Source organism: Streptomyces sp. NPDC056373, assembly GCF_042262425.1.
Classification (GTDB): domain Bacteria; phylum Actinomycetota; class Actinomycetes; order Streptomycetales; family Streptomycetaceae; genus Streptomyces.
On sequence record NZ_JBHJPX010000001.1, the window covers coordinates 148,060 to 166,009 of the forward strand.

At 70.3% G+C, this 17,950-nt stretch carries 15 protein-coding genes; 8 read left to right on the plus strand and 7 right to left on the minus strand.

Features of this window, described 5'->3' with window-relative positions:
• Nucleotides 1–48: 48 nt before the first annotated feature.
• Nucleotides 49–2,340, minus strand: a complete 2,292-nt coding sequence (locus ACFCXS_RS00710) for a transglycosylase domain-containing protein (RefSeq protein ID WP_376640547.1) — start codon at nucleotides 2,338–2,340, stop codon at nucleotides 49–51.
• Nucleotides 2,341–2,602: 262 nt separating this feature from the next.
• Here ACFCXS_RS00710 and ACFCXS_RS00715 point away from each other — a divergent pair, with 262 nt between their 5' ends.
• The 5 genes from ACFCXS_RS00715 (at nucleotide 2,603) to ACFCXS_RS00735 (ending at nucleotide 7,605) form a co-directional block, all read left to right on the plus strand.
• Nucleotides 2,603–3,538: an SPFH domain-containing protein gene (locus ACFCXS_RS00715; protein WP_376640548.1), complete on the plus strand. Its 936-nt coding sequence runs from the start codon at nucleotides 2,603–2,605 to the stop codon at nucleotides 3,536–3,538.
• Nucleotides 3,535–3,795 carry a hypothetical protein gene (locus ACFCXS_RS00720; RefSeq protein WP_376640550.1) on the plus strand — a complete coding sequence of 87 codons (261 nt, stop codon included), beginning with the start codon at nucleotides 3,535–3,537 and terminating at the stop codon, nucleotides 3,793–3,795. Before ACFCXS_RS00715 ends, ACFCXS_RS00720 begins: the two co-directional genes overlap by 4 nt.
• A gap of 263 nt (nucleotides 3,796–4,058) precedes the next feature.
• On the plus strand, nucleotides 4,059–4,583 hold the full coding sequence (locus ACFCXS_RS00725; RefSeq protein WP_376640552.1) for a PadR family transcriptional regulator: 525 nt from the start codon (nucleotides 4,059–4,061) through the stop codon (nucleotides 4,581–4,583).
• Entirely contained in the window at nucleotides 4,580–5,269 is a 690-nt protein-coding gene (locus ACFCXS_RS00730; RefSeq protein WP_376640554.1) for an ABC transporter ATP-binding protein, read from the plus strand. Before ACFCXS_RS00725 ends, ACFCXS_RS00730 begins: the two co-directional genes overlap by 4 nt.
• On the plus strand, nucleotides 5,266–7,605 hold the full coding sequence (locus tag ACFCXS_RS00735) for an ABC transporter permease (protein WP_376640556.1): 2,340 nt from the start codon (nucleotides 5,266–5,268) through the stop codon (nucleotides 7,603–7,605). The genes ACFCXS_RS00730 and ACFCXS_RS00735 overlap by 4 nt, the downstream gene beginning before the upstream one ends.
• 28 nt (nucleotides 7,606–7,633) lie before the next feature.
• Here the strand turns inward: ACFCXS_RS00735 and ACFCXS_RS00740 are convergent, their stop codons facing one another.
• Nucleotides 7,634–8,584 (minus strand): LysR substrate-binding domain-containing protein, encoded by a 951-nt coding sequence (locus tag ACFCXS_RS00740; RefSeq protein WP_376640558.1) that lies wholly within the window; start codon nucleotides 8,582–8,584, stop codon nucleotides 7,634–7,636.
• Nucleotides 8,585–8,717: 133 nt separating this feature from the next.
• Here ACFCXS_RS00740 and ACFCXS_RS00745 point away from each other — a divergent pair, with 133 nt between their 5' ends.
• Complete coding sequence (locus ACFCXS_RS00745) at nucleotides 8,718–9,272, plus strand: peroxiredoxin (RefSeq protein WP_030842656.1); 555 nt, start codon at nucleotides 8,718–8,720, stop codon at nucleotides 9,270–9,272.
• A 6-nt stretch (nucleotides 9,273–9,278) separates the two neighbouring features.
• Nucleotides 9,279–9,812, plus strand: a complete 534-nt coding sequence (locus ACFCXS_RS00750; protein WP_031103031.1) for an alkyl hydroperoxide reductase — start codon at nucleotides 9,279–9,281, stop codon at nucleotides 9,810–9,812.
• A 73-nt stretch (nucleotides 9,813–9,885) separates the two neighbouring features.
• On the opposite strand, the gene ACFCXS_RS00755 is transcribed toward ACFCXS_RS00750, so the two are convergent.
• The 4 genes from ACFCXS_RS00755 to ACFCXS_RS00770 form a co-directional block, all read right to left on the minus strand.
• Nucleotides 9,886–11,193 (minus strand): AI-2E family transporter, encoded by a 1,308-nt coding sequence (locus tag ACFCXS_RS00755; RefSeq protein WP_376640561.1) that lies wholly within the window; start codon nucleotides 11,191–11,193, stop codon nucleotides 9,886–9,888.
• A 135-nt stretch (nucleotides 11,194–11,328) separates the two neighbouring features.
• Complete coding sequence (locus ACFCXS_RS00760; RefSeq protein WP_376640563.1) at nucleotides 11,329–12,039, minus strand: transglycosylase SLT domain-containing protein; 711 nt, start codon at nucleotides 12,037–12,039, stop codon at nucleotides 11,329–11,331.
• Between the two features lie 433 nt (nucleotides 12,040–12,472).
• Nucleotides 12,473–13,798 (minus strand): PhoH family protein, encoded by a 1,326-nt coding sequence (locus ACFCXS_RS00765; protein ID WP_376640565.1) that lies wholly within the window; start codon nucleotides 13,796–13,798, stop codon nucleotides 12,473–12,475.
• Between the two features lie 354 nt (nucleotides 13,799–14,152).
• A complete protein-coding gene (locus tag ACFCXS_RS00770) occupies nucleotides 14,153–14,926 on the minus strand; it encodes an isoprenyl transferase (protein ID WP_376640566.1) in 774 nt (257 codons plus the stop codon).
• An 868-nt stretch (nucleotides 14,927–15,794) separates the two neighbouring features.
• On the opposite strand from ACFCXS_RS00770, the gene ACFCXS_RS00775 reads away from it, so the two are divergent.
• A complete protein-coding gene (locus ACFCXS_RS00775) occupies nucleotides 15,795–16,991 on the plus strand; it encodes a winged helix DNA-binding domain-containing protein (RefSeq protein WP_376640568.1) in 1,197 nt (398 codons plus the stop codon).
• 18 nt (nucleotides 16,992–17,009) lie between these two features.
• Here ACFCXS_RS00775 and ACFCXS_RS00780 read toward each other — a convergent pair whose 3' ends face one another.
• Complete coding sequence (locus ACFCXS_RS00780; protein ID WP_376640570.1) at nucleotides 17,010–17,882, minus strand: methyltransferase domain-containing protein; 873 nt, start codon at nucleotides 17,880–17,882, stop codon at nucleotides 17,010–17,012.
• Nucleotides 17,883–17,950: the final 68 nt, after the last annotated feature.

Below are 17,950 nucleotides of genomic sequence, written 5' to 3' on the forward strand. Positions count from 1 at the left end.
ACCCGGGCGCCCTTCGGCGTCCTGAGGCCGTCGCCGGCCGGTCGTCTCCTACTGGCCGCCGTCGCCCGGCCTGATCGGGTCGAACGGGTCGCCGCTGTTGCCCGGCGGGGTCGTCTGCGGGGTCGTGGGCGGGGTGATGCTGGGCGGGTTCGTCGACGGCGTGGCCGGCGGGGAGGACGACGGCTCCTCCGTCGTCGGCGGCGGGGACGACGACGGCTCCTCGGTCGTCGGCTCCTGCGTCGGCTCCTGGGTCTCCTCCTGCGTGGGCGTCGGCGTCCAGGTCGGCTGGACGGCCGCGCCCTGCTGGGTCTCCAGGTCGAACTTGCTGACGCCGCTCATCACGCCGAAGGTGTACTCCGCCCAGATCCGTGCCGGGAAGTCACCGCCGTTGAGCCGGGGCTTGCCGGCCGCCTCGTACATCGCCACCTGGGCGTGGGTCTTGGCGTCCTCGCCGAACAGGCCCACCGAGGTGACCAGCTTCGGCGTGTAGCCGGTGAACCAGGCCGACTTGTTGTTGTCGGACGTACCCGTCTTGCCCGCGACCTGCTGGCCGTCGCGCAGGGGGTTGTTGCGCACGGACTCCTGGGCGGTGCCGTCGTCGACCACGCCGGTCAGCACCGAGGTGACCGAGTCGGCGGCCTCCCGGCTGATGACCTGATCGCCGACGGGCTCGGGCATGGTGACGCTCTGGTTGAGGTGCTCCGCCGACTTCAGGACGGCCGGGGTGACCTTCCTGCCGTGGTTGTCGAGGGTCGCGTAGACACCGGCCATCTGCAGGGGGCTGGCGCCCATGCTGCCCAGGGTCTGCGCGGGCACGGCCTCCATGTTGTCGGTGTCCATGCCGAGCTTGCCGGCGACCTTCACCACCTCGGACATGCCGACGTCGACGCCCATCTGCGCGAAGACCGAGTTGACGGACTTGTTCATGGCCGTCTGGACGGAGATCGGGCCGTAGTCGCGGTCGTCCTCGTTCTCGGGCGCGAAGCCGACCTTGGTGCCGTCCTCCACGACCTGGCGCTTGCTCGTGCCGTCGTAGACCGTGTTGGCGTTGATCGGCTTGCCGTCCTGCGTCTTCGCCTGTTCCTCCAGGGCCGCGGCCAGGATGACCGGCTTGAAGGTGGAGGCGGGCTGGTAGTCGGCGCGGGTGGCGTTGTTGGTGTAGTGCTTGAAGTAGTCCTCGCCGCCGTACATCGCGACCACGGCGCCGGTCTTCGGGTTCACCGACGCGGCACCGGCCTGGACGTCTTTGTCCACCTTGCGCTTGTCGGGGTCGAGCTTGCTGGTCAGCTGCTGCTTGACGGACTTCTCCAGCGCCGCCTGCTTCTTCTTGTCGATGTTGAGCGTGAGGGTCCAGCCGCCGGCGTTGACCAGCGCCTCGGCTTCCTTGGTGTTGTCGGCGGTGCCGTCGGCGACGAGCTGCTTCTCCAGCGCCGCGTTGGCCGCGTTGACCAGGTAGCCCTTCTGCCCCTCCATACCGGGGGCGGGCTTGGGCTCCTCCGGCGCCGGGAACTTCATGCCGGCCCGCTCGGACGCGCTCAGCCAGCCCTCGTCGACCATGTTGTCCAGGACGTAGTTCCAGCGCGCCTTCACCAGCTTCTTACCCTCCTTCGAGGCGACGGCCCAGTCGTACTGGCTGGGGGCCTGGAGGAGTGCGGCGAGGTAGGCGCCCTGCGCGACCGTGAGTTCGTCGGCGTCCTTGCGGTAGTAGGCCTGGGCGGCGGCCTGGATGCCGTACGCGTTGCGGCCGTAGTAGCTGGTGTTGATGTAGCCGGCGAGGATGTAGTCCTTGGACTTCTCCCGGTCCAGCTTCAGCGAGATGACCATCTCCTTCAGCTTGCGGGAGACGGTCTGTTCCTGCGTCAGGTAGTAGTTCTTGACGTACTGCTGGGTGATCGTCGAACCGCCCTGCGCGCCCCGGCCGGACAGCGTGTTGAACAGGCCTCGGGCGGTGCCCTTGAAGTCGACGCCGGAGTCCTTGAAGAAGGTCTTGTTCTCGGCCGCGACGAAGGTCAGCCGCACGCCCTTGGGGACCCGGGACAGATCGACGTTCTCGCGGTTGACCTTGCCGTCGCGGGCCATGATCGAGCCGTCGCTGTACTTGTAGATGTTGCTCTGCCGCTTGGCGTCGGCGTTGCCCTCGGGGATCCCGATCATCATGTACAGCACGATGAAGGCGCCCATGCCCAGCAGGCACAGGCCGAGGAAGGTGCCGAGGAGCTTCTTCCAGGTGAAGAGCCTGCGTATGCCGCTCTTCCCGGCCGCGCCCGACGAACGGTGGCTCTTGGGTGCCGCACGGCGCCCACCGCGCTGTCTGGCGCGTCTCTCTTCCGCTCGTCCCATGGGTCCGATCCGCTCCGCTTCGTTCATGTGTGCTCACAAGTCACACAGGTTCGCCGCTCAGGTCAGCTCAGAAAGCTAACACCGGGAGATAAGAGATAGGGCAGCCGATCCGGCCCTTTGCGGACGTGACAATCAGCACCCATTCCCATCGGAACCGACGTTCGAGACACCCGCAGGGTTGCCATGAGCCGGAAAAGTGATATCACTTAGCTAGATGGGAGCTATGCAGGAGTGGCTCCCCGAGGGAAACGGGGGATCACCCATGTCCACACCGGAACCGCAGGTCACTGCCGATGTGCCCGAGATGCCGGCACCTCGTGTGCGGGAGTTCACGGCGCCCAGCATCGGCGGTGGGCTCGCCCTGCTGCTCGGCCTGCTCGGTCTGCTGGCCGGGGCCGGGCTGATCGCCGCCAACGTGGCGGTGAGCTCGGACGGCGCGCGGGCCGCGCTGATCATCGGCGGCATCCTGGTCGCGCTCGCCGCGTTCCTCGCCATGTGCGGGCTGAACATGGTCGCGCCGGGCGAGGCGCGCGTCGTCCAGCTCTTCGGCCGGTACCGGGGCACGATCAGGCAGGACGGCCTGCGCTGGGTGAACCCCTTCACCTCGCGCACGAAGATCTCGACCCGGGTCCGCAACCACGAGACCGCCGTCCTGAAGGTCAACGACGCCTACGGCAACCCGATCGAGCTCGCCGCGGTCGTCGTCTGGCGCGTCGAGGACACCGCCCAGGCCACCTTCGAGGTCGACGACTACATCGAGTTCGTCTCCACCCAGACCGAGGCGGCCGTGCGGCACATCGCCATCGAGTACCCCTACGACGCGCACGAGGAGGACGGCCTCTCGCTGCGCGGCAACGCCGAGGAGATCACCGAGAAGCTCGCCGTGGAACTGCACGCGCGCGTGGAGGCGGCCGGAGTGCAGATCATCGAGTCCCGCTTCACGCACCTCGCGTACGCGCCCGAGATCGCCTCGGCGATGCTCCAGCGGCAGCAGGCCGGAGCGGTGGTCGCGGCGCGGCGGCAGATCGTGGACGGCGCGGTGGGCATGGTGGAGGCCGCGATCGCCCGGATCACCGAGCGGGACATCGTGGAGCTGGACTCCGAGCGGAAGGCGGCGATGGTCTCCAACCTGATGGTGGTGCTGTGCGGCGACCGGGCCGCGCAGCCGGTCCTCAACACCGGGTCCCTCTACCAGTGACGGTCCCCCCCGAAGGCCAGGGCCCGCGGCGCCGGCCGCAGCAGCAGCGCAAGCAGGTGCTGCTGCGGCTGGACCCTGCGGTGTACGAGGCGCTCGCGCGGTGGGCCGGGGACGAGCTGCGGTCGGCCAACGCGCAGATCGAGTTCCTGCTGCGCAAGGCACTGGCGGAGGCGGGACGCCTGCCGCGGGACACCGGACCACTGCCCCGGCGCGGGCGTCCCCCCGGGGGCTCCACCGACGGCCCCCCGCCGGCTTGACCCGGCCCCACCCCGAGCCCCGCCTGCTGGAGCGGCCGCACTCCCGCACCCCCCTGACCGGCCTCACCCCCCGGGCCTCAGTCGGCCTGACCGGCTGATCCTCGGACCGGGCGTGCCGGATGCCGCAGGCCCGGCCGGAGCGGGAGCAGCGGCTGTTTCGGAATCGTGACAACGGCCCTCGACCTGCACTCCCGCACGCCCCGGCACGACCTGCACACCTCGCGTATACATGCGGCGTATACACCCCGTGTACAGTCCTTCCCATGTCCATCGGTCACACTCTCCTGGGGCTCCTGGAGTCCGGCCCGCGCCACGGTTACGACCTGAAGCGGGCCTTCGACGAGAAGTTCGGTCACGACCGGCCGCTCCACTACGGCCAGGTCTACTCGACGATGTCCCGCCTGCTGAAGAACGGGCTCGTCGAGGTCGACGGCATCGAGGCGGGCGACGGTCCCGAGCGCAAGCGGTACGCGATCACCGAGGCCGGCATCACCGACGTCGCGCGGTGGCTCGCCACGCCCGAGAAACCGGAGCCGTACCTCCAGTCGACCCTCTACACCAAGGTCGTCCTCGCGCTGCTCACTCACCGCGACGCCGGTGACATCCTCGACAGCCAGCGCTCCGAGCACCTGCGCAGCATGCGGATCCTCACCGACCGCAAGCGCAAGGGCGATCTGGCCGACCAGCTCATCTGCGACCACGCGCTGTTCCACCTGGAGGCGGACCTGCGCTGGCTGGAGCTGACCGCGGCACGTCTGGACAAGCTCCGTGAGGCGGTGACCCGATGACGATTCCCGCCGGTTCGCTCCTCACCGCCCAGGACCTGCGCAAGGCGTACGGGCCGACGACCGCGCTCGACGGCGCCGAGTTCTCCATCCATCCCGGCGAGGTCGTCGCCGTGATGGGCCCGTCCGGGTCGGGCAAGTCGACCCTGCTGCACTGCCTCGCCGGGATCGTCATGCCCGACTCGGGCACGATCATGTACAACGGGCGCGAGGTGACCGCCATGGGCGACGCCGAGCGCAGTGCGCTGCGGCGCTCGGAGTTCGGGTTCGTGTTCCAGTTCGGGCAGCTCGTGCCGGAACTCACCTGTGTGGAGAACGTCGCCCTGCCGCTGCGGCTGAACGGCTCCCCCCGCAAGGAGGCCGAGCGGGCCGCGCTGGCCTGGATGGAGCGCCTGGAGGTCGACGGCCTCCGCAAGAAGCGGCCCGGCGAGGTGTCCGGCGGTCAGGGACAGCGGGTCGCCGTCGCCCGCTCCCTGGTGACGAACCCGCGGGTGGTGTTCGCGGACGAGCCGACCGGCGCGCTCGACTCGTTCAACGGCGAGCGCGTGATGGAGCTGCTCACGGAGGCGGCCCGGTCCGCCAACGCGGCCGTGGTGCTCGTGACGCACGAGGCCCGGGTGGCCGCGTACTCCGACCGCGAGATCGTCGTCCGGGACGGCAAGTCCCGTGACATGGAGCGCGTCGTATGAGCGTCGGGCAGTGGAGCCGGGACCTGGCCATGGGGGCCCGGTTCGCCTTCTCCGGCGGACGCGAGGGGTGGACGCGGGCGCTGCTCACGGCCGTCGGTGTAGGACTCGGAGTGGCGCTGCTGCTGCTCACCACGGCCATCCCCAACGCGCTGGCGGAACGCGACCGGCGTGAGGAGGCGCGCAGCGACCACACCTTCGGCCAGCAGGAGATACCGAAGGCCGACGACACGCTGGTCGTCGTGGACGCGGACACCACGTTCCGGGACCTGGACGTGCGCGGCAGGCTGCTGGAGCCGGAGGGCCCGCGGGCTCCGCTGCCGCCGGGGGTCGCGGAGTTCCCGGCGGCGGGCGAGATGGTCGTCTCCCCCGCTCTGAAGGAACTGCTCACCTCGGACGACGGCAAGCTGCTGCGGGAGCGCCTGGACTACCGCATCGCCGGCACCATCGGCGAGCCGGGGCTGGTCGGCGCGCAGGAACTCGCCTACTTCGCGGGCGGCAAGGGGCTGATGAAACTGCTCGACGGCCCCGCGAGCGGCGCCCGGATCGACAGCTTCGGCAACGACGACCTGAGGTCGGACGACCCCTGGGACCCGGTGCTGCTCCTGCTGGTCCTGGTCGTGTTCGTGGTGCTGCTGATGCCGGTCGCCGTGTTCATCGCCGCGGCCGTACGGTTCGGCGGCGAGCGGCGCGACCGCAGGCTGGCCGCGCTGCGCCTGGTCGGCTCCGACAGCCGGATGACCCGGCGGATCGCCGCCGGCGAGGCACTCGCCGGATCCGTGCTGGGTCTCGTCCTCGGCACCGGGTTCTTCCTGCTCGGACGCGAACTGGCGGCCTCCGTCGAGGTGTTCCACGTCAGCGTGTTCCCCGGCTATCTGAACCCCTCTCCCCTGCTGGCCGTCCTGGTCGCGCTGGCGGTGCCGGCGGCCGCGGTCCTGGTGACGATCCTCGCCCTGCGCGGCGTGGTCATCGAGCCCCTCGGCGTGGTGCGCACGGCCAAGCCGTCGCGGCGCCGGCTGTGGTGGCGGCTGCTGCTGCCGCTGGGCGGGATCGCGCTGCTCTACCCGATGGTCGGGCAGGGCAACGACGGCGGGGACTTCAACCAGTACCTCGTCGTGGGCGGCGTGATGCTGCTGCTGGTCGGCGTCACGGCACTGCTGCCCTGGGTGGTGGAGGCGGTCGTGGCCCGGCTCGGTTCGGGCGGGGTCTCCTGGCAACTGGCGGTGCGCAGGCTCCAGTTGAGCAGCGGTGCGGCGGCCCGGATGGTCAACGGCATCGCGGTGGCGGTGGCCGGGGCGATCGCGTTGCAGATGCTGTTCGCCGGGGTGGAGGGCAACTACACCAGGGCGTCGGAGTACGACGTGAGCCGGGCCCAGATGAGCGTGGACGTGCCGGAGGGTGCCGACACCTCGGCCATCATCGGGAAGTACCGCGACACCGAGGGCGTGCGCAAGGTCACCACCCTGTCGGACATGTATCTGCACGACCGGCGCAGCGAGGACGCCTTCGTCCAGATCACCCTGGCCGACTGCGCGTCGCTGCGGGAGGTGGCCACGCTCCCCTCCTGCCACGACGGGGACGTCTTCGCGGCCAAGGGCTCGGAGTACGACAGCGAGAGCGACCACCTGGCCAAGCCCGGCACGCTCCTGTGGCACGAACCGGACGGCGAGACGGCCCGCCCGGACGAGCGGCCGGTCTCCTGGACCGTGCCGCAGGACATCCGCCCGGTCCGGTCCCGGGAGGACCCCACCGGGTACGAACGCGGCGGCATCCTGGTCACGCCCGGCGCACTGCCCGGGAAGCTGACTGCGGTCACCTCGGCGCGGCTCTACCTGAGCCTGGACCTCTCGGTGCCGGACGCCTACGACCATGTGCGCAACACGGCCGCGCGGCTGGACCCCGCGGTCCAGCCCATGACCTGGCACAGCATCGAGAGCAACGAGCGCTACGCCACCATCCGCACGGGCCTGTCCGTCGGCTCCGCCTGCGTGCTGGCCCTGATCGGGGCGAGCCTGCTCGTCTCGCAGCTGGAGCAGCTGCGCGAACGCCGCAAGCTGCTGTCGTCCCTGGTCGCCTTCGGCACCCGGCGCCGCACCCTCGGCCTGTCGGTGCTGTGGCAGACGGCGATCCCCATCGGGCTGGGTCTGCTGCTCGCCGCGACGGTGGGCGTGGCCCTGGGCGCCGTGCTGCTGCGGATGACCAGCACGTCGGTCCGGGTGGACTGGCCGAGCGTGCTGTCGATGACCGGCATCGGCGCGGGCGTCGTCCTGGTGGTGACGCTGCTGAGCCTGCCACCGCTGCTGAGGCTGATGCGGCCGGACGGGCTGCGCACCGAGTAGCCGCGGTACGCGCCGCCCGTACAGGTCGTCAGGCGTCCTGCTCCAGGACGCGTACCGGCAGCGGTCGCAGGGCGTGGCGCAACGCGGCCGCCAGTTCCTCGTACTCCGCGCCGCGCGCGGCCCCCGCCCGCATCGCCAGTGCGATCCGGCGGGCGGGGGCCGGGTCGGCGAAGTACCCGGTCAGGAGCTGGTTGCTGCGGGAGATCTCCACCTTCAGGGCGGTGCGCGGCAACAGCGTCACGCCGAGTCCGCCCGCGACGAGCTGCACCAGCGTGGACAGTCCGGCGGCGGTCGTGGTGACCGGCACGTCGTCGCGGCCGGCCTCCCGGCAGATGTCGAGGGCCTGGTCGCGCAGGCAGTGCCCCTCGTCCAGCAGCAGCAGGTTCAGCTCGCGCAGCGCCTGGCGCGGAATGCCCTCCCGGCCGCCGAGCCCGTGGTCCAGCGGCGTGACCAGCACGAAGTCCTCGTCGAACAGCGGCAGTTCACTGACACCCGGGACGCCCAGGGGCACGGCGAGCAGCAGCAGGTCGAGCCGCCCGCCGGCCAGGCCGTCGAGCAGGCTGGCGGTCTGCTCCTCGTGCACCTGAAGGTCGAGGTGCGGATACCGCTCGTGCACGAGCCGCAGCACCGTGGGCAGCAGATAGGGCGCGACCGTCGGGATCACGCCGAGCCGCAGCGCCCCGGTGAAGGGCGCCCGGACCGCCTCGGCCTCCTCCATGAGTGCCTCCACCTCCCCCAGAACCGCCTTGGCCCGTACGGCGATCCGCTCCCCCTCGGGTGAGAGCAGCACCTTGCGCGTCGTACGCTCGAGGAGCGTCACTCCGAGTGTTTCCTCCAGGGCCGACACGGCGCCCGAGAGGGCGGGCTGGCTCATGCCGATCGCCGCGGCCGCGTCCCGGAAATGAAGGTGCTCGGCGACCGCCGCGAAGGCACGGAGCTGGGCGAGGCTGGGCTGCCTGCGCTTGTTACCGACAGTCACTGATAACTACCTCCGATCAACTCGACCGAGTGTAGCTATTTCCGTAATCAATCGAGCCTGTGCCAACATCAACTCAGTCCAACCCATGGGAAACCCCCGCGATCCGGGAGTTTCTTCGCTGCAAGGAGTGTGTGTGCTCACCGTCGGTGACAAGTTCCCCGAGTTCGACCTGACCGCCTGCGTCTCGCTGGAGAAGGGCAAGGAGTTCCAGCAGATCGACCACAAGACCTACGAGGGTCAGTGGAAGGTCATCTTCGCGTGGCCCAAGGACTTCACCTTCGTGTGCCCGACCGAGATCGCCGCCTTCGGCAAGCTGAACGAGGAGTTCGCGGACCGCGACGCGCAGGTCCTCGGCTTCTCCGGCGACTCCGAGTTCGTCCACCACGCCTGGCGCAAGGACCACGACGACCTGCGTGACCTGCCGTTCCCGATGATGGCCGACTCCAAGCACGAGCTGATGCGCGACCTCGGCATCGAGGGCGAGGACGGCTTCGCCAAGCGTGCGGTGTTCATCGTGGACCAGAACAACGAGATCCAGTTCTCGATGGTGACCGCGGGCTCGGTCGGCCGTAACCCGAAGGAGGTCCTCCGGGTCCTGGACGCGCTCCAGACGGACGAGCTCTGCCCCTGCAACTGGTCGAAGGGCGACGAGACCCTCGACCCCGTCGCGCTGCTCTCCGGGGAGTGATCTGACATGTCGCTGGACGCGCTGAAGTCCGCCATACCGGACTACGCCAAGGACCTGAAGCTCAACCTGGGCTCGGTCATCGGCAACTCCGACCTGCCGGCCCAGCAGCTGTGGGGCACCGTGCTGTCGACGGCCATCGCCTCGCGCTCCCCGATCGTGCTGCGCGAGCTGGAGCCGGAGGCGAAGGCGAACCTGTCGCCGGAGGCCTACACGGCGGCCAAGGCCGCCGCCGCGGTGATGGCGATGAACAACGTCTTCTACCGCACCCGCCACCTGCTGTCGGACCACGAGTACGGCACCCTGCGCGCGGGTCTGCGGATGAACGTCATCGGCAACCCGGGGGTCGACAAGGTCGACTTCGAGCTGTGGTCCTTCGCGGTCTCCGCCATCAACGGCTGCGGCATGTGCCTCGACTCCCACGAGCAGGTGCTGCGCAAGGCCGGCCTCGACCGCGAGGTCGTCCAGGAGGCGTTCAAGATCGCCTCCGTGATCCAGGCCGTCGGCGTCACGCTGGACGCCGAGGCGGTTCTGGCCGAGTAACCCCCGGCCGCCCGCCTCATCCGACAGGGCCCCGCCCACCTGACCGGTGGACGGGGCCCTGTCGGCGTTCCGGCTACTCCGGCGGGGCCGCCGGCGTCGGCTCCGCGCTCACCGCCGTGGCCCCGCGCGGCCGCACCGAGTGCCGCAGCGCCGACTTCTGCGAGTACGACCGCAGATACCCGGCGACCGTGTTCGTCACCGCCACCAGCGGCACCGCGACCACCGCACCACCGATCCCGGCCACCATCGCGCCCGCCGCGACCGACAGCACCACCGCCAGCGGATGGACGCGGACGGCGCGCCCCAGGATGAACGGCTGCAGGATGTGCCCCTCGATCTGCTGCACCGCCAGCACCACCACCAGCGTCATGACGGCCGTGAAGACCCCCTGGGTGACCAGCGCGACGACCACCGCCAGCGCCCCGGACACCACCGCACCCACCAGCGGGATGAACGCGAACAGGAAGACGAACACGGCCAGCGGCACGGCCATCGGCACATCGAGGAAGTAGATGCCGAGGCCGATGAAGATCGCGTCGATCAGCGCCACGATCACCGTGCCCCGCACGTACCCGGTCAGCGTCCGCCACGCCGCCGGACCGGCCCCGGCCACTCCCGGCCGCGCCGCCGCGGGCACCAGCTTCAGCGTCCACTCCCAGATCCGCTTGCCGTCGTAGAGCAGGAACAGGGTGCAGAAGACCGACAGCAGGATCCCGGTGAGCGCCTCGACGACGACCGTCACGCCCTCCAGACCCGCCGAGGTGATCTGGTCGGTGTTCGCCCCGACCGCCTCGCGCAGATTCTTGGCGATCTCGTTGATCTGCTTGTCCGTGACGTGGAAGGGGCTGTTCAGCAGCCAGTTCCGCAACTCGTCGATGCCGTCCTGGATCTGGTTCGAGAGGTCGTCGATGTTCTCCATGACCTGCCAGGTCACGAACCAGCCGATGAGGCCCATGACGACGAAGCCGAGGACGGCCGTCAGCGCGGTCGCCGGGCCGCGCGGCACGCCGTGGCGCCGCAGCCGCGCCACCGTCGGCTGCAGCATCGCCGTGATGAGCAACGCGATGACGAAGGAGAGCACCACGAGCTGGACGGCGCTGATGACGCGCATCAGCACCCAGAGAGTGCCCGCGAGAACGAGCAGCCGCCAGCCGGCCTCCGCCGCGACCCGCACGCCCCACGGCACGGCCAGCGCGGGATCGGGGCGGGCGGTGACGTCCGGGGCGTAGTCCGGGGGCGGCGGCACGTGGTCCCCGGCGAGCGTCCCGGGCTCGGGCTCTTCCTGCTCCCGTTCGGCCTCGGCGCGGCGTTCGTTGTACCGCTCGCTCATCTCGGTCAGCCCGGCACCGAGCCGGCCGAGCCACCCTGGCACTCGCGACATGATCCGTCCTTTTCCCCCGTCTTGGCGCACCACTCCCCCGGGGAGCCGTTCGTCCGACCGTACATGGCGCGAGCCCCGCACCGGACGACGGTGCGGGGCTCGCGGGAGAGACAGGATCGGCCGGGGCCGGTCGGCTCAGTACCAGCTGTTGGCCTGCCAGAACGACCAGGCGTCACAGGGGCTGCCGTAGCGGTCGTTCATGTAGTTGAGGCCCCACTTGATCTGGGTGGCCGGGTTGGTCCGCCAGTCGGCGCCGACGGACGACATCTTGGAACCGGGCAGCGCCTGGAACATGCCGTAGGCCCCGGAGGAGGGGTTGACGGCCTTGTAGTTCCAGTCGGACTCGTGGTCCACGATGTTGCTGAAGCACTGGAACTGCCCCGAGGGCACCAGCTGCCTCGCCATCGCCTGGATCTGGGCGATGCTGTAGGAGCTCGCGACGGGGAAGTCGGCGATGTCCTTGGAGCGGCTGGCGGCGGCCTTGGCCTGGGCGCGCTCCTTGGCCGCTGCCTCGGCAGCCTTCTTGGCGGCTTCCTGCTTGGCGATGGCCGTGTCGGCGGCGGCCTTGCGGGCGGCCTCCTCGGCGTCCTTCTTCGCGCTCGCGTCCGCCTGAATGGCCTGTGCGTCGGCCTGCTGCGTCAGCGACGCGGTCTGCACCTGGGCCTGCTGGCCCGCGGGGATGTCCGCGAGCAGCGTGGCGCCGGTTGCCGTCGCTTCCGCGTCGTTGTTCTGCGCGGTGCTGCCCGAGGCAACGCCGACGACGCTTCCGACAGCGGTGACCGCCGTGGCCGAAGCCACTGCGAATCCCCGGACCGAGATCCGGCTCACACGGTTTCCTTCCAGCATCGCCCGCTTCGGTGACCCTCGCGGACGCAATCGTGCCCCTGGCACTGGCCTCCCCAACTGCGGGGTCACGGGAGGCGCTGGCCCGGTGGGCAACTCCCCCGAGGGGAGCGCCGCGTATCGCTCGGGCGGCATACGACATCGCTATGCAGTTGGTGCTGTTGCTTTTGTGGTGCCGTACCTCCCCCACTGCCTTAAGGGCGTGGGCGGTACCCCCAGGGGTACAGGTGTGTCGTATGCGGGGCCTGACAGGAGTGAGACTCTGCCGTAACACGACAGGGCAAGGCAATTCCGAGTTGCGTGTGAAAGCTCACATCCCGTTTGGCGCAGGTAATTCCACGGAACGGCCACACGCGAAGGCGCCGCCCGGCTAGGCTCTTCGCCTTTTCCGGACGGCGCCAACTATCGCATAACCGCTACTACTTACCGCGGTGGGTCAGATCTGCCCGTCTTCGAGCATTTCGGTCACAAGGGCGGCGATCTGGGACCTCTCGGACCGTGTCAGGGTCACATGCGCGAAGAGCGGATGCCCCTTCAGCTTCTCGACGACGGCGACGACACCGTCGTACCGGCCGACCCTGAGGTTGTCCCGCTGGGCCACGTCGTGGGTGAGAACCACCCGTGAATTGGCCCCGATCCTGGACAGAACGGTAAGAAGTACGTTCCTTTCCAGCGACTGGGCCTCGTCCACGATCACGAACGCGTCGTGCAGCGAGCGGCCCCGGATGTGGGTGAGCGGCAGGACCTCCAGCATCCCGCGCGCGGTGACCTCCTCGATGACCTCACGGGACGTGACCGCCGACAGCGTGTCGAAGACGGCCTGTGCCCAGGGGCTCATCTTCTCGGCCTCGGAGCCCGGCAGATAGCCCAGCTCCTGCCCGCCCACCGCGTACAGCGGACGGAAGACCATCACCTTCTGGTGCTGACGGCGCTCCAGCACCGCCTCCAGACCGGCGCACAGCGCCAGTGCCGACTTGCCGGTGCCGGCCCGGCCGCCCATCGACACGATCCCGACGTCCGGGTCGAGCAGCAGGTCGAGCGCGATCCGCTGCTCGGCACTGCGGCCCTTGATGCCGAACGCCTCACGATCCCCGCGCACGACGCGGATGTTGCCCTCGGGCGTGACCCGCCCGAGCGCCTTGCCGCGCTCCGACTGGATCATCAGGCCCGTGTGCACGGGGAGGTCGGCGGCCTCGGGTACGTACACGTGGCCTTCCTCGAAGAGGATGTCCACCTGCTCGCCGGGCAGGGTCAGTTCGGACATTCCGGTCCAGCCGGAGGAGTCCGTGATGGCGAGTTCCGCGCGGTACTCCTCGGCGAGGAGTCCGACGGAGGACGCCTTGATCCTGAGCGGGAGGTCCTTCGACACGACGGTGACGTCGAACCCCTCGGCCTGCAGATTGCGGGCGACCGCGAGGATGCGGGAGTCGTTGTCCCCCAGGCGGTAGCCGCTGGGCAGCACGCTGGGGTCCGAGTGGTTGAGCTCGACACGGACGGTCCCGCCGAGATCCCCGATCGGGATGGGGGTGTCGAGGCGACCGTGCCGGACCCGGAACTCGTCGAGCAGGCGGAGGGCCTGCCGGGCGAAGTAGCCGAGTTCGGGATGGTGCCGCTTCGCCTCCAGCTCCGTGACCACGACGATGGGGAGCACGACCTCGTGCTCGTCGAAGCGGTTCAGGGCGTTCGGGTCGGCCAGCAGGACGCTGGTGTCGAGAACATAGGTGCGCCGGTCGGGCTTGTGGCGCTTTGTGCTGGTCACCACGGAAGGACGTACCCCCTCGGATGAGGTCGGGGAGCGACGGTATGGAGCTGGACCGGTCGTCGGCCGCCCTGCGCGGGCCGAGAACCGGCCCTCCGCCTCTTCGTCCGTGCTGTGACCGCACGATCGGGCTGGTGCAAAGGGCCTCCCGGGCGGACGGCCCCGTGCCGTCCGCTGAGATCCGACACCCGTGGTTCGGGCGTCGACCTGTCTGGGTTATGCCCTCGAACGAGCGTCGCCATGCAACGGCATATGACGGCGAGCCGGTGAACTCGGCGTTACAAGCGTCGCCAAGGGGGTATCGGGAGGTGTTCTGACGTGGGACGTCCTGCGTCCGGGTGACCGTCCGGGGGTACGTCAGCCGCCGTAGCGCCGGTGGCGGGCGGCGTAGTCGCGCATGGCCCGCAGGAAGTCCACCTTGCGGAACGCCGGCCAGAACACGTCACAGAAGTAGTACTCCGAGTGCGCGGTCTGCCAGAGCATGAATCCGGACAGCCGCTGCTCACCGCTGGTGCGGATCACGATGTCGGGGTCGGGCTGGTCGCTCGTGTAGAGGTGACGCCCGATCATGTCGATGTCGACGGCCTCGGCGAGCGACTCCATCGAGGTGCCCTTCTCCTGGGCGTCGAGCAGCATCGACCGCACCGCGTCGGCGATCTCCTGGCGGCCGCCGTAGCCGATGGCGACGTTGACCAGTATCCCGTCGACGTGCGCGGTGGTCTCCTCGGCCTCTTTGAGGATGGTCTGCAGCCCCGAGGGCAGCAGGTCGGGCGTGCCGACGTGGTGCACGCGCCAGCGGCCGTCGGCGGCCAGGGTGCGCACGACGTCCTCGATGATGCCGAGCAGGGGGACGAGCTCTTCCTGCGGGCGGTCGAAGTTGTCCGTGGACAGGAGCCAGAGGGTGACGACCTCGACGTCGGTCTCACTGCACCAGCCGAGGAACTCCTCGATCTTCCCGGCCCCGGCCCGGTGGCCGTCGACGGTGCTGGAACCGGCGGCCTTCGCCCAGCGCCGGTTGCCGTCCATGATGACGCCGATGTGCTTGGGCACCTGAGCGTGGTCCAGGTGACCTTCCACCCGGCGTGCGTACAGCCTGACCAGCAGGCCGCGCAGCTTGTCGCGCAGGTTCACGTGATTGTCAGCCCCTCCGTACGGATCGGACAGGCCGCGATGTGCGGCCGGTCGTGGCCGCGGGCGGTCCCTGCCCGTATGGCAGTCCCCGGAGGGCGAAGCCTACCCTCGCCACGGCCGTGGGCCGCCAACCGGGGGCGGAACGAACGGTTCCGGCCGATGGTTCGAGCCGCCCCGCCGGCCAAGAAAAACGGGCCGGTCCGTGGGGGGGGAGACGGACCGGCCCGAGGGGGGGTTTCCACCATAACCCTTCGTGAGTGCTGCTGCGTGCATCGGCGGGCCACAACTACTCTCCGGAGCCGCCCGGCGACGCGCCGACGCGTACGGAAGCCCGCGTTCAGGGCTCGCCTGTGGCCGAAACTCGGTGCATGAGCTGGGAAATCAGGCGATCCGTGGCCGGAAACCAGAGGATTTGCCGCACCTTGGGGCCCACTCGGGTGACTTGTCCGGGCATACTCCCGACGGGTGACGCACCTGTGAACGCCCGCTTGACCCGGGACCGGCCTCGGATCGTGCGCGTGCGACCCGCCCGCCGATGCTTTGCCGGCGGGACGCCGATGCGGTGCGGCTGGACGGGTGGCCCCTGGCACCGCGCAGCCCCCTCCACTGCGCGGTACCGACCGCGCAGCTTTGCTCACGCGAATTGCCCTCGTCCGAATTTACGTGAGCGGCGGGGCGGGGGCGAGCTGCGGGCGGTAACGATGTGAAAACCCTCGTCGGATGATGCGCAAGTGCAGTGAGTGGGGAGGGTGACGTGCGGGCGGCGGGGCGGGGCGGGAGGCCCGGGGGTGGAGCGGGAGGCCCGGGGGCGGAGCGAACGCCAGGATCTAGGACGGAAACTGTCCTCATCGATGTCTAACGTCGTTTCATGACGAAGACCGTGAGGATCACGTGGGACGCGGCGAGCGCACGCCGGGCGCGGCGGCAGTTCCTGACCAGTCCGGCCGCGACCGGGACACCGGTCGCCGAAGTGGTGGGCGCGATGCTGGGGGCGCACGCGCAGGTGCTGTCCGCGGCAGAGCTGTCGGTGGGGATGCGGACGGACGCGGCGACACGGGCCGACGTACGGGCGGCGCTGTGGGACGACCGGACCCTGATCAAGACGTACGGCCCCCGCGGCACGGTCCACCTTCTCCCGGCCCGTGAACTCCCCCTCTTCTCGGCTGCGCTGAGCGCGGTACCGACCGGGCCGAGCCCGTTCCCGCCCGAGGTACGGCTCACCGAGGAGCAGGCGGCCCAGGTCGTGACGGCGATCGGTGACGCGCTCGACGGCAGGTGTTTGACCCTCGACGAGCTGTCCGAGGAGGTCGTCGCCCGTACGGGCCCCTGGGCCGGTGACCGCGTGATGCCGGCGTTCCAGGACCTGTGGCCGCGCTGGCGCCAGGTGATGCACCGGGCCGGCTGGGCGGGCGCGCTGTGCTTCGGCCCGAACCGCGGCCGCAAGGCGACGTACACGAGGCCTCCGTGGGGAGATGCCGGGGTGGGGGCTGAGGCGGAGACGGGGGTCGGGAGTGGCTCGGGGGCTGGGGAGGCTCTGGCCGCTTTCGTCGATCGCTACCTGTACGCGTACGGTCCGGCGACACCGCAGCACTTCGCGCGCTGGCTGGCGGCGCCGCCCGGATGGGCGACGGCCCTCTTCGGCGAACTGTCCGCCGACGGCCGTATCGACGAGGTGGACTTCGAGGGGACGCCGGCGTGGGTGGCTGCGGGTGACACCGACTTCCCGTCCGGCCCGGCGCGGGGTGTGCGGCTGCTCCCCTACTTCGACGCGTACGTCATCGCGGGCCGGCCCCGCGAGCGGCTGTTCCCCGGAAAGGCGTACCAGCGCGCCCTCGGGGGCGGCCAGGCGGGCAACTACCCGGTGCTGCTCGTCGACGGTGTGGTGGCGGGGGTGTGGCACCAGCGGCGCCGGGGCCGCCGTACGACCGTCACGGTCGAGCCGCTCGTACGGCTGACGGCGCGGCAGCGGCGGGAGCTGGACGAGCAGGTGGAGCGGGTGGGCGAGGTGCTGGAGGCGACACCGGAGCTGGTGGTGGGAGAGGTGACGGTGGGTCCGCACGCGTGATGACCGGCTCGGTGCGCGTCAGCCGGGCTTGCGTGCGTCGAAGAGGTGGCGGGTGCTGTGGGCGACGAAGGGCCCCTCGGCCTGGATGCGCTCGTGCAGTTCCCGGAGTTGCGGCTCGTACGCCTCGACGGTGAAGCCGGGGACCATCCAGACCACCTTGCGCAGGAAGTGCACTACGGCGCCGATGTCGTGGAACTCCATGCGCAGCCGCTCCGCCCGCAGACCGACGACATCGAGCCCGGCGGCCTCGGCGTCGGCCCGCTCACGGTCGGGGTGGCGGGCACTGCGCACATCGTCCGGCTGGGGCCCGAGGAAGTACTCGACGAGTTCGAAGACGCTGCGCGGGCCGACGTGCTGGGCGAAGTACGTCCCGCCGGGCCGGAGGACGCGGGCGATCTCGTCCCACCGGGGACGGACGGGATGACAGCTCACGACCAGGTCGAAGGCCTCGTCGGCGAAAGGCAGAGGGGCGTCTTCGGCAGCGGCGACGACGCCGACGCCGCGGGGACGAAGCAGGGCGGTGGCCTTGGCGACGTTGGGCAGCCAGCCTTCGGTGGCGATGGTGAGGAGGGGCGGCTTGGGGGCGGGGGCTCCGGCGGTGAGGGGGATGACCGCCCCGGTCGGCTCGCCACTGTCCGCGTCGGCGACCCTGGCGAGGGCGAAGTCCAGCACTTCTCCTCCCCCGGTCTGCACGTCGAGCACCGCGCTCGCCCGGCCCAGCCGCTCGGCCATGGACACGGCGTATCCCCAGGAGGGGCGTTCCTCCGTCGCCCGCCCCTCGAACCAGGAGAAGTCCCAGCCTTCCGTGGGCACGGAGGCCCCTTCGGCGAGGAGGTCTTCGTAGGTGGTGGGGCGGGATGGATGCGGTTGTGGTTCCCCGGTCTGTGCCATGGGCAGATGGTGGCATCGGACGGCCGGGGACGCCCACCGTTCATGTGCCGGCAGGCGCCCGGCCCCTC